General features: G+C 39.3%; 20 protein-coding genes. 8 read left to right on the forward strand and 12 right to left on the reverse strand.

Going from position 1 to position 20,331, the window contains the following annotated elements; all coding sequences use genetic code 11:
• Nucleotides 1-304: NUDIX hydrolase (locus tag AC1DDX_RS11820; protein WP_477622070.1), on the reverse strand; the 304-nt coding region annotated here is incomplete at its 3' end.
• 286 nt (nucleotides 305-590) lie between these two features.
• Nucleotides 591-1,541, reverse strand: coding sequence for a proline dehydrogenase family protein (locus tag AC1DDX_RS11825; RefSeq protein WP_477622071.1), 951 nt, complete (start codon nucleotides 1,539-1,541; stop codon nucleotides 591-593).
• A 261-nt stretch (nucleotides 1,542-1,802) separates the two neighbouring features.
• Between AC1DDX_RS11825 and AC1DDX_RS11830 the strand changes: the two genes are divergently transcribed.
• The 5 genes from AC1DDX_RS11830 (at nucleotide 1,803) to AC1DDX_RS11850 (ending at nucleotide 7,631) form a co-directional block, all read left to right on the forward strand.
• Nucleotides 1,803-2,663: a hypothetical protein gene (locus tag AC1DDX_RS11830; protein WP_288882623.1), complete on the forward strand. Its 861-nt coding sequence runs from the start codon at nucleotides 1,803-1,805 to the stop codon at nucleotides 2,661-2,663.
• 89 nt (nucleotides 2,664-2,752) lie between these two features.
• Nucleotides 2,753-3,922 carry an RsiV family protein gene (locus AC1DDX_RS11835; RefSeq protein WP_288882621.1) on the forward strand — a complete coding sequence of 390 codons (1,170 nt, stop codon included), beginning with the start codon at nucleotides 2,753-2,755 and terminating at the stop codon, nucleotides 3,920-3,922.
• 70 nt (nucleotides 3,923-3,992) lie between these two features.
• Complete coding sequence (locus AC1DDX_RS11840) at nucleotides 3,993-5,411, forward strand: S41 family peptidase (RefSeq protein WP_337717420.1); 1,419 nt, start codon at nucleotides 3,993-3,995, stop codon at nucleotides 5,409-5,411.
• A gap of 213 nt (nucleotides 5,412-5,624) precedes the next feature.
• Entirely contained in the window at nucleotides 5,625-6,923 is a 1,299-nt protein-coding gene (locus tag AC1DDX_RS11845) for an OmpA family protein (protein ID WP_477622072.1), read from the forward strand.
• A 45-nt stretch (nucleotides 6,924-6,968) separates the two neighbouring features.
• Nucleotides 6,969-7,631 (forward strand): head GIN domain-containing protein, encoded by a 663-nt coding sequence (locus tag AC1DDX_RS11850; protein ID WP_337717422.1) that lies wholly within the window; start codon nucleotides 6,969-6,971, stop codon nucleotides 7,629-7,631.
• A gap of 195 nt (nucleotides 7,632-7,826) precedes the next feature.
• Here AC1DDX_RS11850 and AC1DDX_RS11855 read toward each other — a convergent pair whose 3' ends face one another.
• Nucleotides 7,827-8,798: a hypothetical protein gene (locus tag AC1DDX_RS11855; protein WP_477622073.1), complete on the reverse strand. Its 972-nt coding sequence runs from the start codon at nucleotides 8,796-8,798 to the stop codon at nucleotides 7,827-7,829.
• 288 nt (nucleotides 8,799-9,086) lie between these two features.
• Here AC1DDX_RS11855 and AC1DDX_RS11860 point away from each other — a divergent pair, with 288 nt between their 5' ends.
• Nucleotides 9,087-10,241 (forward strand): DmpA family aminopeptidase, encoded by a 1,155-nt coding sequence (locus tag AC1DDX_RS11860; protein ID WP_288882613.1) that lies wholly within the window; start codon nucleotides 9,087-9,089, stop codon nucleotides 10,239-10,241.
• 113 nt (nucleotides 10,242-10,354) lie between these two features.
• Here AC1DDX_RS11860 and AC1DDX_RS11865 read toward each other — a convergent pair whose 3' ends face one another.
• Nucleotides 10,355-10,930 carry a DUF4352 domain-containing protein gene (locus AC1DDX_RS11865; protein WP_477622074.1) on the reverse strand — a complete coding sequence of 192 codons (576 nt, stop codon included), beginning with the start codon at nucleotides 10,928-10,930 and terminating at the stop codon, nucleotides 10,355-10,357.
• 56 nt (nucleotides 10,931-10,986) lie between these two features.
• Nucleotides 10,987-11,586 carry a hypothetical protein gene (locus AC1DDX_RS11870; protein ID WP_288882610.1) on the reverse strand — a complete coding sequence of 200 codons (600 nt, stop codon included), beginning with the start codon at nucleotides 11,584-11,586 and terminating at the stop codon, nucleotides 10,987-10,989.
• A gap of 485 nt (nucleotides 11,587-12,071) precedes the next feature.
• On the opposite strand from AC1DDX_RS11870, the gene AC1DDX_RS11875 reads away from it, so the two are divergent.
• Nucleotides 12,072-12,980, forward strand: coding sequence for an SAM-dependent methyltransferase (locus AC1DDX_RS11875; RefSeq protein ID WP_288882609.1), 909 nt, complete (start codon nucleotides 12,072-12,074; stop codon nucleotides 12,978-12,980).
• A gap of 284 nt (nucleotides 12,981-13,264) precedes the next feature.
• On the opposite strand, the gene AC1DDX_RS11880 is transcribed toward AC1DDX_RS11875, so the two are convergent.
• Nucleotides 13,265-13,855, reverse strand: a complete 591-nt coding sequence (locus tag AC1DDX_RS11880) for an RNA polymerase sigma factor (RefSeq protein ID WP_288882607.1) — start codon at nucleotides 13,853-13,855, stop codon at nucleotides 13,265-13,267.
• A 330-nt stretch (nucleotides 13,856-14,185) separates the two neighbouring features.
• Here AC1DDX_RS11880 and AC1DDX_RS11885 point away from each other — a divergent pair, with 330 nt between their 5' ends.
• Nucleotides 14,186-15,463 (forward strand): hypothetical protein, encoded by a 1,278-nt coding sequence (locus tag AC1DDX_RS11885; protein ID WP_337717424.1) that lies wholly within the window; start codon nucleotides 14,186-14,188, stop codon nucleotides 15,461-15,463.
• 180 nt (nucleotides 15,464-15,643) lie between these two features.
• Here AC1DDX_RS11885 and AC1DDX_RS11890 read toward each other — a convergent pair whose 3' ends face one another.
• From AC1DDX_RS11890 to AC1DDX_RS11915, 6 genes are all read right to left on the reverse strand, one after another.
• Complete coding sequence (locus AC1DDX_RS11890; RefSeq protein ID WP_477622075.1) at nucleotides 15,644-16,510, reverse strand: nitrilase-related carbon-nitrogen hydrolase; 867 nt, start codon at nucleotides 16,508-16,510, stop codon at nucleotides 15,644-15,646.
• Nucleotides 16,491-17,171, reverse strand: a complete 681-nt coding sequence (locus tag AC1DDX_RS11895; RefSeq protein ID WP_477622076.1) for a DUF6597 domain-containing transcriptional factor — start codon at nucleotides 17,169-17,171, stop codon at nucleotides 16,491-16,493. Before AC1DDX_RS11895 ends, AC1DDX_RS11890 begins: the two co-directional genes overlap by 20 nt.
• 173 nt (nucleotides 17,172-17,344) lie before the next feature.
• The gene (locus tag AC1DDX_RS11900; protein WP_337717426.1) at nucleotides 17,345-18,202 is read right to left on the reverse strand and encodes a hypothetical protein; all 858 of its coding nucleotides are present in this window, start codon (nucleotides 18,200-18,202) and stop codon (nucleotides 17,345-17,347) included.
• Nucleotides 18,203-18,331: 129 nt separating this feature from the next.
• Entirely contained in the window at nucleotides 18,332-18,874 is a 543-nt protein-coding gene (locus AC1DDX_RS11905) for a histidine phosphatase family protein (protein ID WP_288882600.1), read from the reverse strand.
• Between the two features lie 316 nt (nucleotides 18,875-19,190).
• Nucleotides 19,191-19,973, reverse strand: coding sequence for a hypothetical protein (locus AC1DDX_RS11910; protein WP_288882599.1), 783 nt, complete (start codon nucleotides 19,971-19,973; stop codon nucleotides 19,191-19,193).
• Between the two features lie 89 nt (nucleotides 19,974-20,062).
• Nucleotides 20,063-20,331: response regulator transcription factor (locus tag AC1DDX_RS11915; RefSeq protein WP_477622077.1), on the reverse strand; the 269-nt coding region annotated here is incomplete at its 5' end.

Raw genomic sequence — 20,331 nt, forward strand, 5'->3', positions numbered from 1 at the left:
CTGTTTCTCGTTTGATACAATCTTCAGGGCTATCCAAATCCAATAATCCCGCACATGTTTCGATAAGCATTCCATCTTTATTCCCATTTAAATATGTCGGTAGCCGAAATTGTTTCGTTAAAATCACAGTATTTCGTTCCCTGTTATATAGCAGTATCGTTGCTCCATTTCCACGGTCATACACTTCTCTTGTATGTACCACAGCTTTGCCGTCTTTTTTCTCCGCCTGATAGGTCACCTTGTTCAGGATATACCAATTGTCCGATAAAATCTCTTTATTTATTAACTTGATATTTTTTTCCATATTTATCTATATAATTGAACATTTAATGTTGAGGAAAATGATAATCATCTCTACTATTCCTATGTAGTGGATAATTTATCCTGTGCAAAGAAGTGACATCGCTCTAATACTTATTATTTTTCGAGACGCCGTTGCCGAACTCCAGCCCATTTTTATTAATCCTTTTGATGAAAAAAAGATTTGATTTCCTTAGCACCGCAAGTTCCTTTGTCAGGTCTTTGTCGATCCTTCTGGTTATAGCTGGAGTTCACAACATATTTATCCTCATCGAAGTCAATTTTTGAATTTAAAGAGAACTAGAATTCGATATATCTGCAAGCGCCTGAAAGAGATTTAATGGATATTCTGATAGTCTGTTGCATAAATATAGATACCATTCTTTACCATAAACAAAATAAAGCTTAGTCATATAGCCCTCTGCCTGTAATTGAAGCAAACCTTCTTCTTGAATACCATAAAGGCTTTCAAATTCATAATCCGTTTTATCAGGGTGGTAAAAGTCGATGAGTTTCTTTGCCTCCTGCTGTATATCTGCATGATGAGTCGCTATAGAACATTTGTGTCTAATTTCAAACAGTTCTCCGATATAGCCCAAATATACTGTGTCAAGTTGCGAACCCCTTTTCATGCTTAACCCTTCATCAGTGCCGAAAGCACCTTTAACGATTCTGATTCTGCCTGGCAGCTTTTTTAGTTCATCGAAATCTTCACGCGTTCTGTACAAATATGCCTGAAGGGTTACCGCGAGTACATCAGTAAGTTCTGAAGCCTTCTTATAAATTCCCAACACATTGTCGGTCTGATGAGGCCCCTCAGCGCTTAGGTTCACCTCGATTCCAAATCGGGAGGCAACTGAGCAGATTTCCATTAAGTTCTCCAAACATAGCTCAAGAGAAACATTTAAACCTATATGTGACAAATCGAGGGAAACTGTAGAATTCAATTCTTTTGACGCGATATGAGTACAAATCCTTAAGGACTCATCTTTGGCAGCATTTGCCTCCGAAGCCTGGTTAATATTTTCACCCATATATTCAATAGAGCATTTCATTGAACGATTGTTCGCCTGTATAACTTTCTTCAGTGTTTCCTCTAACGTTTCACCTCCAATATATCGGTCTGCTGCCTTACGCAGGATACCATATAGTAATTTGTTGTTGAGCAAGTATTGTTTTGCCTGTTCATTAGTAGCTATGGTTTTTAAAGCGGCACTTCCAATACTTAATAATTCTTCCATTTGCTTTTGATATATAAAATTCTTGTGTTAACTGTATTATTTGTGATATCCCTTTAATCCTTAAGAGAAGTATGGCTAAGGTAAGCTATCAGTTGAGCTACTGCAATCACATGTTTATGGGATTTCTGGTGAGTAATAATAAGTAAATGACATTTTGAAATTATTAATATTTCCTGTAACCTTTTTGATTGTCTGTTTGTCTTGTAAAAAAAGTAATGGGTTCGCATCCTATTATTTAAGATCAACATAAACTCTTATAAAATGGTAATCAATCACTACCAGACAAAAAAGAACTATCTAAGAAAGAAAAGTTCAGCCAAAATCGCCGGTTCAATTTTTAGACTAATATTGCTAGGTGCTATCTTTAGTAGCTGTAAAAATAATATCCAGAAAGAACCTGAACTACCCCAGGTGAAGATGATTAAGTCGATCAAGACAACTGATGGGCAACTTGGGCAAAATTTTATAGTCAATTATGGTTTGGACAGACAAGTGTCTTATGTTGGCTCAGCTGATTTCAGGTTTGGCTATACCTATAGTTACTTAGGTACACAGATTAGCCGTATCGAGCACAATGCTGGAGATTTGCTTTATACGCTCGTTTTGAATTATTCAAATAATAATGTACTATCAAATGCAGAATTTAAAGTCACAAATGCTTCTGGTGTAATCATATCCTTCCCGTTGACTTGCAAGAATACCGGAAACCTTATCACAATAGCTACAAATGCCCATGATTTAACCTTTCTTGAACTCCAGGTAAGCGATGGAAAATTAATTAAAGCACTTACAAACGCCTGGTACTTAAAAACCTCAATAAGTTTTCAGTATAACGATAAAAAGGAGCGAGTCTATGGAAATGTGATTCCGGTACTTGCATTGAAAAATCCCATTTCACCTGCAATTGCGATTCTGGTAAATGAACTTATTTCGCTTTCCTTGCAGGCATTTTTTTCAAAACAGCTTTCAGCATTTCAGTCCTTAAGATCTTCGGTAACTATAAACTATACTCCAAATTCAGGAGATTTAACATCTATAAAATGCCAGAGTGATGAGCTGGATCCTGATGGAAATCTTGTTAAAAGTGTTAAAACCGATATCACCTATACTTATTCGAATTAAATATTAACGGACTTAATCTATCAGGCAAAAGAACGGGTTTTGCAGTCTTCTGAATTTTCAGCTTTCCTTTTTATCACACTAGTAAAATTATGAATTTGTATCGATCAACCATTTATATATCGTCTGTGGTTTGCCTTTCTATCTTTTTCTCTTGTAACGGAGATGGCAAACAAAAGTCATCTAAGATTAGCAAATCTACTCCAGGAACTTTGCAAATCCCTGAAATCCTGCCTCACGCATTGCCTGAAGAATTTTACATGCGGCTTGAGGGAGAAATTGGGGGGCAAGCCGTCGTAATGAATCTACAAAGGGACAAATCTGAGTTCTATGGGAACTATTATTATCAGGGTTCCTGGCTAACTTTATCGGAGATGGAAACCAGCCTCAAGGAAACATTTGTTTTTTCAGAATCGGGATTTAATCTGAACGACGAGGAACGTTTCATGCACCTTAAATGGACTGGTGTAGGATTCGTTGGGTACTGGACGGCCGACAATGGCCGAAAATCTTACCCACTGATTTTAAGAGAAAGTTATCCAGAGGGGAGTTTTCAGTTTAAACATAGAATTTTTAAGGATTCAATACAGAGCGTCCCCGTAGAGTATGAAAAAGGGATTGTAGAATTCCAGGAACAGTATATTGTAGCTGATGGAAATAACCGGGATTACAAATGGTTGGATAAAGTCATCAAGTTAAGAGATGGAATTAATGGTAGTCAGTCCTGGGAGCGGGGTATTTCAAAAAAATCTGATGGGATACTGAATGCTTTGTTAGTTGACCTACCAGATACCCTCGGAGCAGATAGTGCATTGTTGCATTCGAACTATTTCAATATGTCTAAAAACACCATACTGTATAATGAAAGATCATTTCTGGTTTTGGAAAAGAATTTTAGCGCATATACTGGTGGTTTGCATCCAAATTACAGTACAACTATGGTTTGCTTTGATGTGAAAAATAAAAAGCTTTTGCACCTGAAAGATATTTTAAAGGCAGATGCAAACCTTTCAGCTGTTCTGGAAAGTTGTTTCCGGGAACAATATGGCCTTAAAAAAAATCAATCCCTTAAAGAGATTCTATTTGAAGAGGAAATTTATGAGAATCATAATTTTTACTTCAACAATAATGGATTAGCATTTAAATACAATACTTATGAAATCGCACCCTATAGTGAAGGCGAAATATCCATATTCCTTCCTTTTTCAAAGATTAGAAATATGATTCGACCCACATTTCTGCAAAGATTTGACCCCTCGTGAGAATCCCCATCGGTTAAAATCACATGCTTATGTGATTGATGAAGCTTGATTAACGGGTTATCTTACAAAGATGATAACAAGAATAAATATAATTAGGGGAAAACATTTATTGCTGCTTGCCATGGCTTTGACGGGTGGTAGCCTTGCTAAGGCACAACGTTTGTTTACCGTTAGTGAACTAAAAAAAGATTTTTCCGTGGTGAAGGCTGCACTTAAGGAGGCACACGCTGGAATTTACCGATATAGTGATAAGGTCGATATTGAAAATCATTTCGTTTCCATGGAAAAAGGAATTAACCGACCAATGACTGAGCAGGCTTTCTTCAGATACCTCAACCCATTTATAGCAACAATTAAGGACGGCCATACCAAATTCCACAGGGAGGGGAGACCGGATGATTTGTTTGCCTTTGCAAAAACTGGTTATTTCCCCTTGAAGCTCTATTTTTACGGTAACAAAGCTTATGTGCGCTCGGATACTGTTAACGGGAGAATATCAGCCGGGGCAGAAATAACAAGCATCAATGGAAGGCCGGTCAAAGTTGTTCGCGACCTGATTTTTAAAAACATTTTCGTTGATGGCAAAGGGAATACAATGAAGTATGCCCTTATCAATGATAGTTTTGGGGGCTATTATGCGACATTTATTGAAACATCGAAGCTATTTAAGGTTGGCTATGTAGACAATGGGCAAGCAAAGACGATCTCCATTGCCGGAGTATCGTCACAAAATATTGGTCACATCGAGGACCTTGTTGCCCCGTACCAGCTAAGTTTTCTTGGCGAGAGAATTGCCCTAATGCGTATCTCAGTCTTTCAGCCTGGCCCTGCTGCGGTCGGGTTTGATAAGTTTCTTTCCGAATCCTTTCAGGCAATTCGAAACGCTCAGATTTCAACTCTCCTTTTAGATTTGCGCAATAATGAAGGCGGAATTGATGCTTATGGAATCATGTTGTATTCATATCTCACAGATATAAGTTTTAACTATTATGACAGATTTACCGTGGCAGGACCTGCTGAGTATAGTTTTAGCCGCTATGCTAAATTACCGCCAGAACTGGAGCATTTAAAAAGGTTTATAAAAAAAGTTGATGGCGAGTACCAGTTCTCGCAAAAAGTAGGGCTAGGCCCTCAGCAGCCCAATCCGCTGAATTTCAACGGTAAACTTATAATTTTAATCAACGGAAGAAGTTTTTCAGTAACGAGCGAATTTGCGTCGATAGCAAAGGATAACCGTAGGGCAGTTTTCATAGGTGAAGATACAGGTGGAGCAGCAGGAGGTAATACCAGTGGAGCATTTGCTCTTGTAACTCTGCCCAATACCAAATTGGGACTTGATATTCCCCTCCTGGGCTACCATATGCACCTTAAAGATTATTCACAGGCTGATTTTGGCGTAAAAGCAGATTATCAGATTGTCCCTTCCATAAAAGATATCATGGAGAAGAATGACCCTGTCATGCAAAAAGCACTTGCACTATCAAAATAAGGATTGAAATACGATAAATGTCTTACTTTTTTTATTGCAGTATAGGATTTGTTTTCTGTTGGTGAACATTTGAAAATCAATTTGATTGCTGCATTTTTTTGTCTTGTCTGGATTAAACCCCATGAACATGTGATTGTTGCATACTGCTCACTGGGCTACTTTTGTAACCATTAGGTATACACTAGGGATAATATTCCCCAAAAATTAGAAGAAATGAAAAAGATATTATTTGCACTGATTGCCACCTGCTCAATATGGACGGCCGCAGATGCTCAGATACTCCAGGGCCTTGGARGAAAGATGAAAGATAAGGTTCAGGAGCGGATTAACTCAAAAATTGATAAAGCTGCCAACGCTAGTCTTGAAAAAGTTGAAGATAAAATTTCAGGAAAAAATAAGGAAGCCACAAAAAACGACAATCAACCGGCTATGGTGACTGAAAAGGAGTCTTTAAAATCATACTCTAAATTTGACTTTATTGCTGGGGAGAAAATTATTTACCTAGATGATTTTTCCAAGGATCCAATTGGAGAACTTCCCGCAAAATGGAATTCAAATGGAAAAGGAGAGGTGATAAAAGTGGACAAAACACCGGGGAAATTTCTTAGACTATTCCCAGGTACGAAATATCTCTCAGCCAATACTGCGGCATTTGGAGACAATTTTACGATAGAATTTGATCTTATTATGGATGGTACGCCTCCTTCAGGCACACGGTTTTACCCGGATCTGGCCATAGGTTTGTTTGCTGCAGGACGAAAGCCCGGCACGGACAATGCATTTTTGGATCAATATCCAAAGGTAGAAAACATCACCGAAATTTTACTCAAACCCAATGTTGACGGCGCCTCTATGTCTTCGTTAAAGAGCAAGGGAATGGCGAATGCTACCACGTTTGAAAGCGGGGCCATCGCATACAAAGAATACACTGCTTCATTCGGTCATCTCGCACATTACGCCATTCAAGTTGAAAAACAGCGATTGAGATTTTGGGTGGACGGCCATAAGGTTTTCGATACCCCTAGAGCAATCAACCTAAGCCCAGGACTCAATCAAATTTATTTGAATTGCTTTAAATACTGGTTTTATAACGAAGATAACTTTGGTCTATATGTCAGCAATTTCAAAATAGCAACAGGTATTCCCAAGCCGGCGGAAACCCTACTGACAAAAGGCTCATTTTCAACCAGTGGAATACTTTTTGACCCTGGCTCCGATCAGCTCAAACTGCAATCCATGGGTATTATAAAGGATGTGAGCAAATATCTGACCGAGGATCCGGCCATTAAGCTGAAAATCATTGGCTACACGGACAGCGATGGTGAAGCCGACGCTAACCAGCAACTTTCTGCGAAACGTGCAGCAGCAGTTAAAAAAGTTTTGATAAACGAATTCAAGATAGAGGCATCCAGACTGGAAGCCTTAGGTAAAGGGGAAACAGTGCCCATCAATGATAACAAAACAGAATCTAATAAGGCCTTGAACCGCAGAGTGGAGTTTGTAAAGGGCTAAAAAAAGCAAATAAAAATCGGCTTAAAAGCCACAAAATAAAATCACATGAACATAAAAAAAATAATTTTTCTCCTGCTAACTTTGCAGACTGGTATGTTTTTATCTTGTAAGAAGGACCAAATCAATGCTGATGGGGATCAAACGAGCGAAGTGAGAAAGCCGGGCAATTTTAAACAGGTATATACCAGTGGATCCACGCCCATTTTCATTTCCTACGGATCCGAATATAAAATAGAGCTGAAAGGCTCCAAAAATCTGATTGCAAGGTATAAGACTACTATTTCGGGCGATGAGCTGGCGCTAGGGTATGAACACTTGGAACTCGGTAAGGATGACCTTAAAATCTATGTGACCTTGCCGCTGTTGGAAAAAATCTCTTTAAGTGGTAGTACTACGATTGAAATTCATGGCAATTTCCCTGATCAGGCCACGCTCCTAGCTGATATTAGTGGTTCGGGTGACATAGAATTACTTGGGACAATGAAAACAGAAAATTCAAAAATTAACATTTCAGGTAGTGGAGATGCAAGGTTTAAAAACATGATTAGTAAAAATGCAATATTGAGTATATCTGGAAGTGGCGACATCCGGAGCAGTGTGACCGCTAACTTGAAAGCAGGGATAAGCGGAAGTGGTAACATTTATTATACGGGAGAGCCTGTTGTCGATTCTGGAATAAGTGGAACCGGAAGAGTAATTAAAAAATAATAAAGTATATCTGTCAAATTGCGAAGGGCCGGCTGTTAAGCCAGCCCTTTTTTGATTTCCTGATAATCATATCTTTATGGTTTTCATGGAGATTGAAGTAAATAAATTTTGATTTAAACCCTAGAAATCCGCTCAACATGTGATCCTGATCGCACCAAGATGCTGCTTAAATCAGCAAAATTAACAGGAGTTTCTTCATAAACGACTCATATCTATCAGGGTGTCGAAATTATAATTGATGATCTGAGCTTTCGTTTGAAGCAAGCTGCCGTCGAACAGCATGAGGTTAACCTTATCGAACAGTGCTTTGGAAATTTCTAAAATTTCAACAGTGACATTTTTTCCTTTGACAGTTGATTTATCTTGATAAAGCTTCGCTGCCTGAACTGCCATGTTTCCAAGTGCTGTCTTCCTGGCCTTAAAGTAGGACAGGTTAACGCCAAATTCCAGTTCGTCGCACATTCTGATCAAAATCGCTCTTGAAATGCGGTAGGCTGATGCTTCGCGTGAAACTGCGGCTCTGCGTTCTTCTTCAGAGCCGGCGTAATGATCTGATTTGGCAGACCAGTTTACGATTTCATTTTGGGCATTTCTCGAACTTTCAATCATATCCTGTCTGTATTGTGAGAGCTCCATTTTGTAAAAGTTAAACCTGACATCCAGTTGTTCGACTATCTTGCTGCCGGCAGAGCCTCCCGGATGATAAGAAGGAGTGCCAAGTTCTRTCATTTTCTGGCCAATGGCTTCGGTAAAATCCCTGTATAGATAACGGAATTCCGCATGTTCCTTCTCATAGTTGAAGCGTTTTACGACCGGGTCAAAAAAAGGATTAGGTATGGAATCTATGAATGCCCGCGCGGGTATAAATTCCTCGGCCGGGGCCAGAAGGTTTTCAGGTGTGATTTTTATGCGAGAAATTTGTTTCACAGCCAATTCAGTATTAATCAGTGGTTTGGCATAGTAGGATTTGATCAAAGTTTTCACTTGGGGTTCATTTGATATTTTCTTATAGAAATCTTCGATGTCCACAAGTCCTTCATCTGCTGCCATCATGGACTTCACCTGTTCGAGAACTTCCTTGTCGAGTAGCGCTTCCGGATTCGCAATTTGGCTGTATCCTTTCAACAGATTTAAAGTCAGTACAGAAATTAAGAGTATTTTTTTCATCATTATTTTTCTTTACTACAAGACAATGCTATTGCTGGTTTGGTTACAGGATTAAACTATTTAATGTTCAGCCTATATTTTCGGTGGACCAGGGGGATAGCTATACCGGAAATCCGCTTATGGATTCCGAAATAAGTGGAACAAGAAGGGCAATCAAAAATTAATGAATATCCTATAACAAACTGCGGGAAGGGCTTGCTTTATTAAATAGCAAGCCCTTTCTGTTTATAACTGTAAAATCACATTTTTATGTGGTTTGGTGATGGTTTGTTTTAAATAAATTTGTATATGAAAACAAAAATCTTGATTATCTGTGTATTAACATCACTTTGCACAGGCGCTTATGGCCAGCGGGCCAGAGAATTGGGAATTATATTCGAAGGAAAACCGGGCGAAAATAATACCATTACAGACGTTAAAGGCGTTTTAGTTGGTTATAAAACCTTGATATCTGGGGCAGGGACTTTAAGAACAGGAAAAGGTCCAGTACGCACCGGAGTGACTGTCATATTTCCAAAAGGCAAATCAATAGCGCCTGTTCCTGCAGGTTGGTTTTGTTTGAACGGAGATGGTGAGATGACGGGAACCACAGCTATTGAGGAATATGGCTTTAACTATGGGGCGATAGGTATTACCAATACCAATAGTGTGGGCGTGGTTAGAGATGGGATTGGGGAATGGAATATTAAAAACTTTTCAAAGGACGGGCAGACCGATTTCTCGTTTGGTTTACCTGTTGTCGCGGAAACCTTTGACGGACTACTTAATGATATTAACGGTCTGCATGTTAAAAGAGAAGATGTATTTGACGCTTTGAACAATGCACACGATGGGAAGATAGAAGAAGGGAATGTCGGGGGAGGAACCGGAATGTCCATGTTTCTATATAAAGGAGGTAGTGGAAGTGCCTCAAGAGTTTTTAAAATTGATACTTCCAGCTATACCCTTGGCGCGTTTATTCAGGGTAATTTCGGTGGCAGGCAGGATTTGGTCATTTCCGGAGTGCCAGTGGGTAAACTTTTAAAAGATGATATGCCAGTGATCAATTCAAAAGAAAAAGACGGTTCTATTATTGTCATAATTGCAACAGATGCCCCACTGCTGCCTGCGCAGTTAAAGATGGTGGCAAAGCGTGCAGCCCTTGGTGTAGGAAAAACAGGAGGTTTGGGTAGAAACAGTTCGGGTGATATATTTTTAGCTTTCAGTACCATCTCTCCAAATGATAATGAAAAAGGGACAATGCAATTCTGGAAAGTGCTGTCGAAAGAAATGCTGGACAAGGTATATCAGGCAACCATACAGGCGACAGAAGAGGCCATAATTAATGCTTTGGTTGCTTCAAAAACAATGGGCGGAATAAATGATAACCTCATTTATGGGATACCACATGATAAAATGATGCAAGTTATCAATAATTACAGCCACCAGGAAAAAAAGAAATAATTGAATATGTTGTTCAAGAAGAACATACTGGGTGGCAATCTTAAATAAAGACCCGCATACTGCACTATAAAACAATATGCGGGCCTAAGTAGAGCTGCTAACAGTCTGTCCTCTTACAAGGAAAATTTAGCCTTTGTCTGCTTATCGAGCATGGTCAAATCATCAGATTCAGGAAGGCTGATTTCAAACTCMTTCAAATGATCAGGAGCTTGAAAACCCATCGCCACACAGCGGTGAAATTCACCGGCTGGAAATTTTTCAGACCAGATTTTATCATTTTCTTTATTTTTTTCGTTGTCGGGATTGGCAAGGTTATAGGCGCTAAGTGAACCAAGAATATCACCAAACACCGTACCCTGTTTATCTCGTATTTTTGCTGTAGACAGGATAACCCCCTTGTTGATCTCCCGATCAGTCTTATTTTTTACAGAAATGTCCAACACCACATATTGGTTGCCTTTCTTTGGAACAAACCCCACTGAACTTGTGGGCCTGAATGGTGTGGCTTTATAAATACTTAGCTGATAAGTCGTCGTTTCGATAGTTACCAGGGCCTTTTGCGTTTGATTTGCCTTAGTTATTTCCTCATTACCTGCATGCTCCTCTAGCTGCTGGCTTTGCGCTTTCTTTTCGCTGCAGGCAGCAAATAGCAGTGTTACGCTTAAAAGTGAGATGAATAATTTTTTCATTTTATTTATTTTCTAGTTAATGGGTTGTTAGCAGCTTTACTGAACTCAGCTGCCAGTTATTTTTCTTCGTGGAAACTGAATAATACTTTGGGCTCAGAATCAATCCTTAACATATCAAGGCATTTCTCACCATATTGGTTAACAAATGGCTCACACGCAAATTTTGCTTTAAGTAGTGTTCGGGAATCAAAGTCAGCCTGCGTTAGTTTCTTTTTAGACTCTGGGCCATAATTTATTACCATTCGATCTGTTCCGGTTACCGGATGCAGTTCAATGCTCTTATATACAATACCGTTGCTCAGCTCTGTTTCCCCTACAACCACTGTACCCTTTGTTTCTGTCCAGCTTTGCCTGGTCTCGCCCCCAGAGGAAGTTGCTTTAAGGTAAAGAAGCGCTGTATAGGTTCCATCGGCAGAAAAGTGATAAAACATATAACTGCCTCCAGCACCATCTTTATAACTTGAATTATAGGAATCATAAAAATTTGTTGAAGATAAAATACCAAACTGCCAGTAGTTTGTTGGTGAAATTAACTCTGCCGGTACTGTCGTTCTCGGGGAATCCCCAAAGTCTGTCTGTTCTTCTGGTGAAGATTTTTTGCAAGCTGAAAGTATAAGCAAAGCAGTTATACCCAGTAGCGCAATTTTGTTTTTCATTTTTATATACATTAAGTTGTATTGGCATTACCTATAGCTGGCTTTGCACTGCACAAAGGTAGCCTAGGGTTAAAGTGGGGGCAATAACATCTTAATGTGATTTTCAGGGCTAATTAATTCGTCTTTTGATCGCTATTCTTTAAAAAACAAGTGCGTAAATCGGATCGCAATCTTTAATTCTCCAATGCATTGTTAGCAGGTTGACCGGGATTTTATACGCTGTGCTTCTAATCTAGTCTAACTCAGTGCAAATGATAATCACTTTTTGATCCTTTCAAAACTTATTGGCGATTGCTTTTCCAGAATAGATTCACGCAGGCATACAATCACATTTATATGCGATTGTCTCATATTGCCACCCATTTTAATTTTGGGGAATAATCGGCTTTGGAAAACAGCTAGTCTTTTTTACCAATTCCTGAACGATTCAACATCCAGAATCGCGTCTGTATCAATCCCGAAAAATCATTGAAAATACCTAATAAATGAAAGCAGAAACAATCAATAATGAAAAGGCCATAGATACCCTAAAAGTGATCATCGCAAATGGCGGCCCCTTAGAAAACGACTACTCAGACTTAGAAATGAGTTTAGCCACACTTGCACTGGCAGATCCTAGGGACGGTGAGCTTGCCCTTAAAATGGCACCGCTAATAAGCTCATGTGGATTCCTGTTTGACAAAGTCTCCCTGATGGGGCATATTCGAACCAAACCATACGGCTATGCAGGAGATTTTGAAATAATCGAACGCATCTATCAGAATGAAATTCTTCGTGAGGATTACAGACTTTGGGATACCTACAGTCTTAAACATCCTGCAGCACAGGCGGTAAGAAACAGAAAAAAATATTTTAAGACCCTGCTTAGCAGTAAACTTGTGCAGCGCTCTTCATTGACGCTTTTAGACATCGCAAGCGGACCTGCAAGAGATCTTTTTGAAGTGTATCAGGACTTAAATTATGGTAAGCATCTGCTGAGCACCTGTGTGGAAATGGATAACAAGGCTATCGAATATGCAACTTTGCTCACCGCGCCATTCTCTGACAAAATTACTTTTATCAATAAGAATATCTTTCGCTTCAGTACCACAGAGCAATATGATTTGGTGTGGTCTGCTGGCTTATTTGATTACTTTGATGATAAAGCCTTTGTCAGGTTGCTGAAAGGGTTTGGAAAATGGGTTAATCCAGGTGGTGAAATCGTGATTGGAAATTTCAATGATGAATACAATCCGAGTCGAGTATTTATGGAGTTGTTTGGGGAATGGCACCTTAATCACAGAAGTGAGCATGATCTTATTGGTTTAGCACTGGAGGCGGGTTATCTCAATGAGCAGATCAGTGTTGGGAGAGAGCCTGAAAACATCAATCTTTTTCTTCACATCAGATGTTAAATCGTACAGCCGGATTTAATCCGGCTGTTTTCTATCATTTAAAGGTTTTACTGGAATTTTGTCCATTTTACCAGCTCAGTGACAATAAAAAAAGTAATGCAATTTTAGTCTTAAGAATAACGGATCACTTCATGAGCCTTTCTGTGGTATGATCGTTAGGTGAAAGTTCTACTTGACTCAAACCAGGGGTGCATGTAATTAGTTTTCGTGCTCAGCGCGGCCATCACCCTTAATCCCTGAATGCCGGGTGCCTATGGTGTAGGTTGTTCGGTAGTTAATAGCTTTCAGGCCAAATTATCGAGTATGCTTTTAGGCGTGCTTTTGGCGTAAATACTTTTTTTCAGACCTGAAGACAGGGCCTCACGCAACGCTTTTCTGGCCCTGGTTACCCTGACCTTAGACAAAACCTCGCTGATGCCAAGATTTTCTGCTATTTCTTTATGAGAGAATCCTTCAATTGCAAATAAATTAAAGGGCCCTCTAAGACAGCCTGGTAGATTCTGTAATGCCATTAACAGGTATTCCGTATCGGTACTGTTGGTAGAATAATATCCAGGTAAATTAATAGCTTCTTCCATTGGCTGGGTCGGTATACGCCTTTGGTTTTGCTGATAAACATTAATTGCACAGTTGATCATTATCCTTCTTATCCATCCCTCAAAAGATCCCGATGCATTGTAACTGGAGATCCTGTCAAAAACTTTTTTAAAGCCCAGCATTAAAATATCTTCTGCCTCCATAGTATCGGAGGCATACCTACTTGTTAGTGCCATCATTTTTTGGGAGTAGGCATTAAATATCTCCTGCTGTGCCCTTGGGTTACCCTGGATGCACTCCGTAATTAGCTTGTCCTGGAAAGTTATTGAACTGATCATGCTTTTTGATTTACCTTGTCTGTCGGTTTAACCACTTTAATTATGGTCGATGCAAAACTACCCCACATCAAATTTCTGGTCAATCACATGTTTGTGGGGAGCTCGCCGCTGTAAGCTGCAAACAAAAATCCTGAAAGTAGACTGGGAATGACTTTTACCGGATTGTTTCTCTGACTTCCATAGGCATTTCGTTTTGCATAAATCACATCAACATGTGGTGGCCTGTAGTTTCCTGTTTAGTTAGTTTTGTTCAGTGAATTCAACCATGATTCATCCCAGTATTAATCCCATTGAAAATGAATGTCAGGAGTTCCTTTAACATAAACAATAATGAAAAAAAATCTTTTTATGCTCACATTAGTCCTGATTGTTTTCTCCTGCAAGAAAAATGGTCAGAAGCCAGAAACTGATCATGCACAACCTGTAAAACGAGACATCGGCATCCCGATAACCGGACGTTCCGCTGTTACAAAGACTATTGGTATTGATGGCGGATCAGTAAGCGCAGATGATGGTCTACTTTCAGTTATCGTTCCGGCCGGTGCGCTACAAGAGGCGATAGATGTCAGTATTCAGGCCATTGAAAATACACTGCCTGGTAGCCAGGGTCCTGCCTACAGACTTCTCCCAGAAGGTACCGTATTTAAAAAGCCAGTCACCATCCGAATTTCCTATGCAGAACTAAACCTGGAAGGCACAGATCCGGCATTGTTGAGGCTCACTTATCAAGATGCTGAAGGATATTATTACCTGCCTGGGACTTCAACCATAGACAATGTTGCCAAAACGGTAAGCACGGAGTCAAACCATTTTAGCAACTGGACCGTTTTTGAATGTTATAAGCTTACTGCACCAAATAGCGTGTTACCTGGTCGCACAGCGGACCTGAAAATAAGAACCTATATTCCTATTGGCCCTTTAGCTAAAAATCCGGATAAGGTGCTTGGTGATTATATCGAAACAGATGACAATGACCCCATTTTATCTTCAGCACTTTGGCGGTTGTCTGGGGAGGGGACGATCACGCCTTATGAAAAGGGGTGTGCCTATCTAGCACCTTCTTCAGTTCCAAACCAGAATCCGGTAACAGTGAGTGTGGAACTAACCGGGAACTTCTTTGGATCGGGATCCAGTAAAGTGCAAAAACTTATACTGTTAAAGCCGATTGCCATCGAAGGAAGTGAGAACTTCACCATCAACCTGGATGGTGTGTCTACACGTGTAACCCAAGGCGTATTTTTTACAATGGGAGATGCACTTTACATTAGTGGAAACATGAATGACAGACAATTTCATATCAGGATTTCAGCAAAAAGAACTGGCAGTTTTCCATTTAAACTCCAGTCAGCTGCAAATGCTGCAGATATAAGCCTGGTTTCTCAAGCAGATTTGCTTGATTACATGAGTTCTTTCAGGACTGCCTGCAATGAAACCGAACCCTCCTTTATTTTTTCACCGGGTCAGGTTGAAATTTCAAAATATCCAGCTCAACCGGGAGAATTTTTGCAGGGGATAGTATCCGGGGCAACACTTTATACCGGGGGTAACTATTGTTCCTCACCAAAAACTGTAAAATTAAACGCGTCCTTTAAGATTTTGATGAGATAGATGTGCATTACTCAGTGATACTTGTAGTGATGCGCTTCGCTGATTGTGAAGCGCATCATTATAAAAACATATAGAAATCGGGCCCTTATGTTTATTCAAGAGCTGGATTTTTACTTCAATATCTACAAATCAAATGAGTGTGAGTCTCAAGTTCCGCTTCCAGAGAAATAACAATAGATATCATTTTTTTAACCAGGCTACTTTCTGGTTTGAAATATGTGCGGACCCGATTATCTCTTTGTAGAGCTCGGGTCTTCTTGCATTTTTATAACGGTAACCACCGCTAGATTCTAGTATACCTTTATTCAAGGTTGCAATGACAAATTCATTTTTAAGAGATCTGCATTCAGCAACAGTTTCTCCAAAAGGGTTCAGGATCATTGAACATCCGTTTTTTAGCTGGTCATCATCCATGCCTATTGGATTAGAAAATACCGCATATATGCCATTGTCATACGCGCGGGCTGGCAGCCATTTCATTAACCAGTTTCTGCCCTTATCGCCATCAAATTCTTTTCTAAGCAATTCGGCATTTTTTTCTTTTTTAATCCAAAGCGCTGGATCAACAAAACCTGCACCGGGACGGGGAGAAGGGGTACACATGGTTACGTGAGGCATAAAAATAATCTCCGCACCCAGCAGTGTGGTAGCCCGTACATTTTCGATTACATTATTATCATAACATATTAAGATACCACACTTCCAGTCTTTAATTTCAAATACAGTGTATTGATTCCCGGCTGTTAGAAAAGAGCTGATGAATGGATGAAGTTTACGATGTTTTGCCTTGAGTCCGGTTCCATCCACGCAGACATATGCCTTAAACATATTGTCCTGATCATCCTTTTCGAAAAGACCCGCAAGAATAGTCATGTTATATTTTTTTGCCATCTCAATAAGAAGGCTTACTGAAGGCCCATCAGGTATAAATTCAGATAATTCCAGCATTTCTTCGCGACTGAGTTTTCTTGCGAAGGAATACCCAGTTACTGAACACTCGTGGAATGCAATAACTTCAGCGCCGGATTCAGCCGCATTTTTGACCATACCTTCGATGATTTTCAGGATTTCTAAGCAGTTTTAAAAAATGATTTATCCGGAGAATTCCGTTTAGTTTTCTTGGGGATATGCCGATGTAATGATCAAATTTCCGTTCAAGTTGCCGCTCACTAATAGATAAATAGTGAAGTAGGTCGACAATTTTTGTATTCCCGCTGCTTTGCTGCATCCAGTTAAGGCTTTTGTTCAGGATACTTTCTGTAGCTGGTAAGGGGGGCGAAATTCTTAAGAAAAAATCTTCTAATAAACCGATGGTTTCAACCAGGTTACGACTTTCCTTAACAGCCTCCTGTATCGGATGGGTAAGGTTTCCAAATAAGTCCCTAAATGAAAAGAAACTGTTTTTTAGCTTTTTGGATGGAATTCCCGTTAATAAACTAAGGGTATAGGGCTGAAGAACAATAATTACCGTACCGCAAACCGGTGGGGGTGGAATATTGACGAAATGCTCCATCAATCCGTAAGCGACAAATTCACCTTTTTCTAATTTTCTATTACCCAACAAAGGCAAAGCCGAATGGGCTAAGGGAATAACTATCCCCGGACTTCCATCAGAGAAAAACCGCATCGGTGAATCCGGCGCAGAGGGATAGTAAACTAAGAAATGCCTGATCAGATGTTCCAGGCCATTTGATGGGGCTATTTGCATACCGTAACAACTAAAAAGGTTATGTGAATAAATTCAGGAAGAAGCCTTTTTATTCTTTTTCTATTTCCGCTTTGACTAAGGACTTTTTCCCCGTAAGCCCGGAGGAAACCTACAATTGTAAATATAAATATTTTAAAGCATTCCGGATTCTTCGGGTGCTTTAAAATTTAGGTTTAAGGTGTAATCCTGATGGTTATTGTTTTTGGAAGGGCATTAACCGTTCCTTTTTTGGCAACAAGGGTTATTGGATAGTCTCCGGAGCTGGCAAATTTTATTATTGGATGTTGTTCTGTTGTTTCTGCAGGTCCATCCGGTCCGAAGGTCCATTTCCAGCCGTCACTGTTAAGGGAGGTATTGACCAACTGGATTTCCTCCCCCACTATATAGGGATAGGGGTGGTAGGCCAGCATAAATCCTGACCGAGGATCATTAGATGCCATAACAGTTACGGTCTGCTGGTAAACTGCCGACCTTTTGTTTCCATTGATCGCTACCAGTTTTAAATTGTAATCTCCCGCATTATTTAAGATGATATTCGAAGGGGTTTTAGTGCTATAAATGGAATTATTGATTTCCCATTCATAAGTAATTGCGTTCTGGGAGTTATTCACCAATAGCAATGTGGCGGGAGCGTATGATTTATTATCCTTAAAGGAGACAGTAAAATGAGCCAGCGGGCTATCGTCGGGTGAAATAATTATTGTTTTCTTTATTAAGGATTTTTTATTTCCACTAAAGGCAGTAAGCAATACCTCATAGCTGCCCGGAAGTCTAAAGACAATCTTTCCAGGTAAGCGGTCGTTCCCGTAGGATCCGTTGCCAAAGTCCCATTTAAATCTGTCAGCATTGAGGGAGGAGTTGCTAAATACCAGCTCTGCTGGAGCAACCTGGAGACCTGTCCAATCAAAATCCGCAACAGGATCAATGTTGTTGATAATGGGATCTTCTATTTGATTAGGGGTCTTGCAGGATTGGAGGATCAACACAGAGCAGAGTGACAGAAGTCTCATCTTGGAAATTGATTTTTTCATGTTTAGGTTTTATTAGAAATTAATAGAGACGCAATAGTCTTGGTCAGACAATTGCCAATTATTAGTTGGTTCGAGGTGATTGTCCTTACTTATATTTAGTGTCGGTTTTTACTCGTGCTGATAACTTTGTTATTTTTTCGGTTTGTTTTCGAAAACAGAGACTCTTCCATATTCATTTGGCTTGAAATTATTTCCTGTAAATCCCCGCCTGATAAGTTCTTTCTCTATCACTTGCATTACAAACCAATGACTGACAATTAATGTGTTATTTTTATCTTTCCTGATTAATTTGTCGACAAAGCCAATTAACCCGTCTTTGAATTTACGTGTGTCATTGTTGGATATAAAAAAATTAACACGAACAATAATTCCCCATATTATAAACGGCAATTTTAATCTGTTGGATAAACGGCCTAATATTTCCAGTTCTTTTAACTCCTTGACCTCTAAAATTTCCCCAGGGTAGATGTGACTTGCAGTTTTCAATGCCCTGATCATTGGACTTGAATAACAGCGCTCCCAATTTATTTGCAATAGGTCAACTTTTTTATATTCAATATTTATGTTGTTATCATACTCATTAAACCAATTTATTACTTCTGATTTTGAAAGCAATGTTTTTTTTGGGAAGGGGTGTTTTACTTTAAAGTGTCTAACTAAACCTATTTTCATTTTGTATTGAATATCGTTTTGCAATAGCTTGTAAACAAATAATTGAGCCTTTTATTAAGGTTTGTTTCCATCGTTTGTATCGCAAATTTATCGTTGCAGGATGTTTAGTGCAATAACATAATGATGTGGTTTATTTCTGTTAATATTTATCTCAGAACAATTGTAAATCACATCTGAATTGTTCTATTTCAATCTCATCCGGTTAAGGGAGGTGTTGATGAACTAAGATTGGTGAAGCAGTGCCAAGTAAAGTATTCACTGGACACTGTATCAATGTTCTCCGCAGAAATTTTTCATTGAGAACAGCGCGCGTTAATTAGTAGCTCTGATAAGTAAATGTGACTTGTAATTCCCTGGTTGTTGAGCCAATGAAACTTCTCTTGACTGGGTATTTTTCCGAATTGTACTCATACTCATAACGCCTGTCACTGTTTGCTGTAGGGTTATTGTAATCAGTGTAACGTACCCGCATGACATTGTTCTTGCTTAGGCCTTGTGCCTGTTGATTTTTGCCAGGGTTACCTTTGTAGGGGTTTAATTCAATATCATAAAGGTACTCAGACAAATTCTGGATAACACCATTCATTGAATAGGTTTTAGTTGCGGTCAGATTTTCACCTAAGTAGGTGAAAATCTCGTAATACATTGAATTGTTCATGTTGGAAAATGTTGTCATCTTTGATAGCAAATTTCCGCTATACTCGAGGGTTCTCGAAAACGAAAGGGAGGGGGTGCCAATTTCGTCATATTCCATGTAATCCATCTTAACCAGACGATCGTTCGCATGAAAATAATTGATTCTTGCAATTCTTCTGGTGTCACTGCTGATGATTGAATATTCAAGTACTTTGCTTGCATAAAAATATTCCTGGATGATGTTAAGTCCAGTTGTCTCATCCTTGCTTACTTCTTTTTTTAGTAAACCATTATCATTGTAACTACTGGTCTCTAGGATGTAGTGGCCATTTGGATTTAATGTACGTGTGGTATGTAGTCTGGTTTTGGTACTGGGCTTAGGGTCAGGAATAGGTTCGTTTGACGATTTCTTGCATCCGAAAAGCAATGCTGCTACCAGCAGCATAAATGTAATTTTTTTCATTCTTATTAGATCTTTATTTTACAAGACCCCTCTAAATAACAAAAGGTTACAAGACGTAGATATATTTATCAACTTGTACAACCGTTGTACTATAGATTAGCTCGCAGTGTCTTTGCAACTGCTTCACTTTTAGAATTTACCTGGAGCTTATCATAAATTTTTTTGATATGTGAACGCACTGTGTCCATAGATATAAAAAGCTTGTCTGCAATGAGTTTGTAGCTATAACCATCTACCAGTAGGTTCAATACTTCTTGCTCCCGGGCAGAAAGATTGAAGGTTTCGGTTTTTGATTTATGATTTTCAGCGAACATGTTAAGAACCTGGGTGGCAATCGAGGAAGTCATCGGGGCACCAC

Source organism: Pedobacter sp. 10L46_2 (assembly GCF_056395165.1).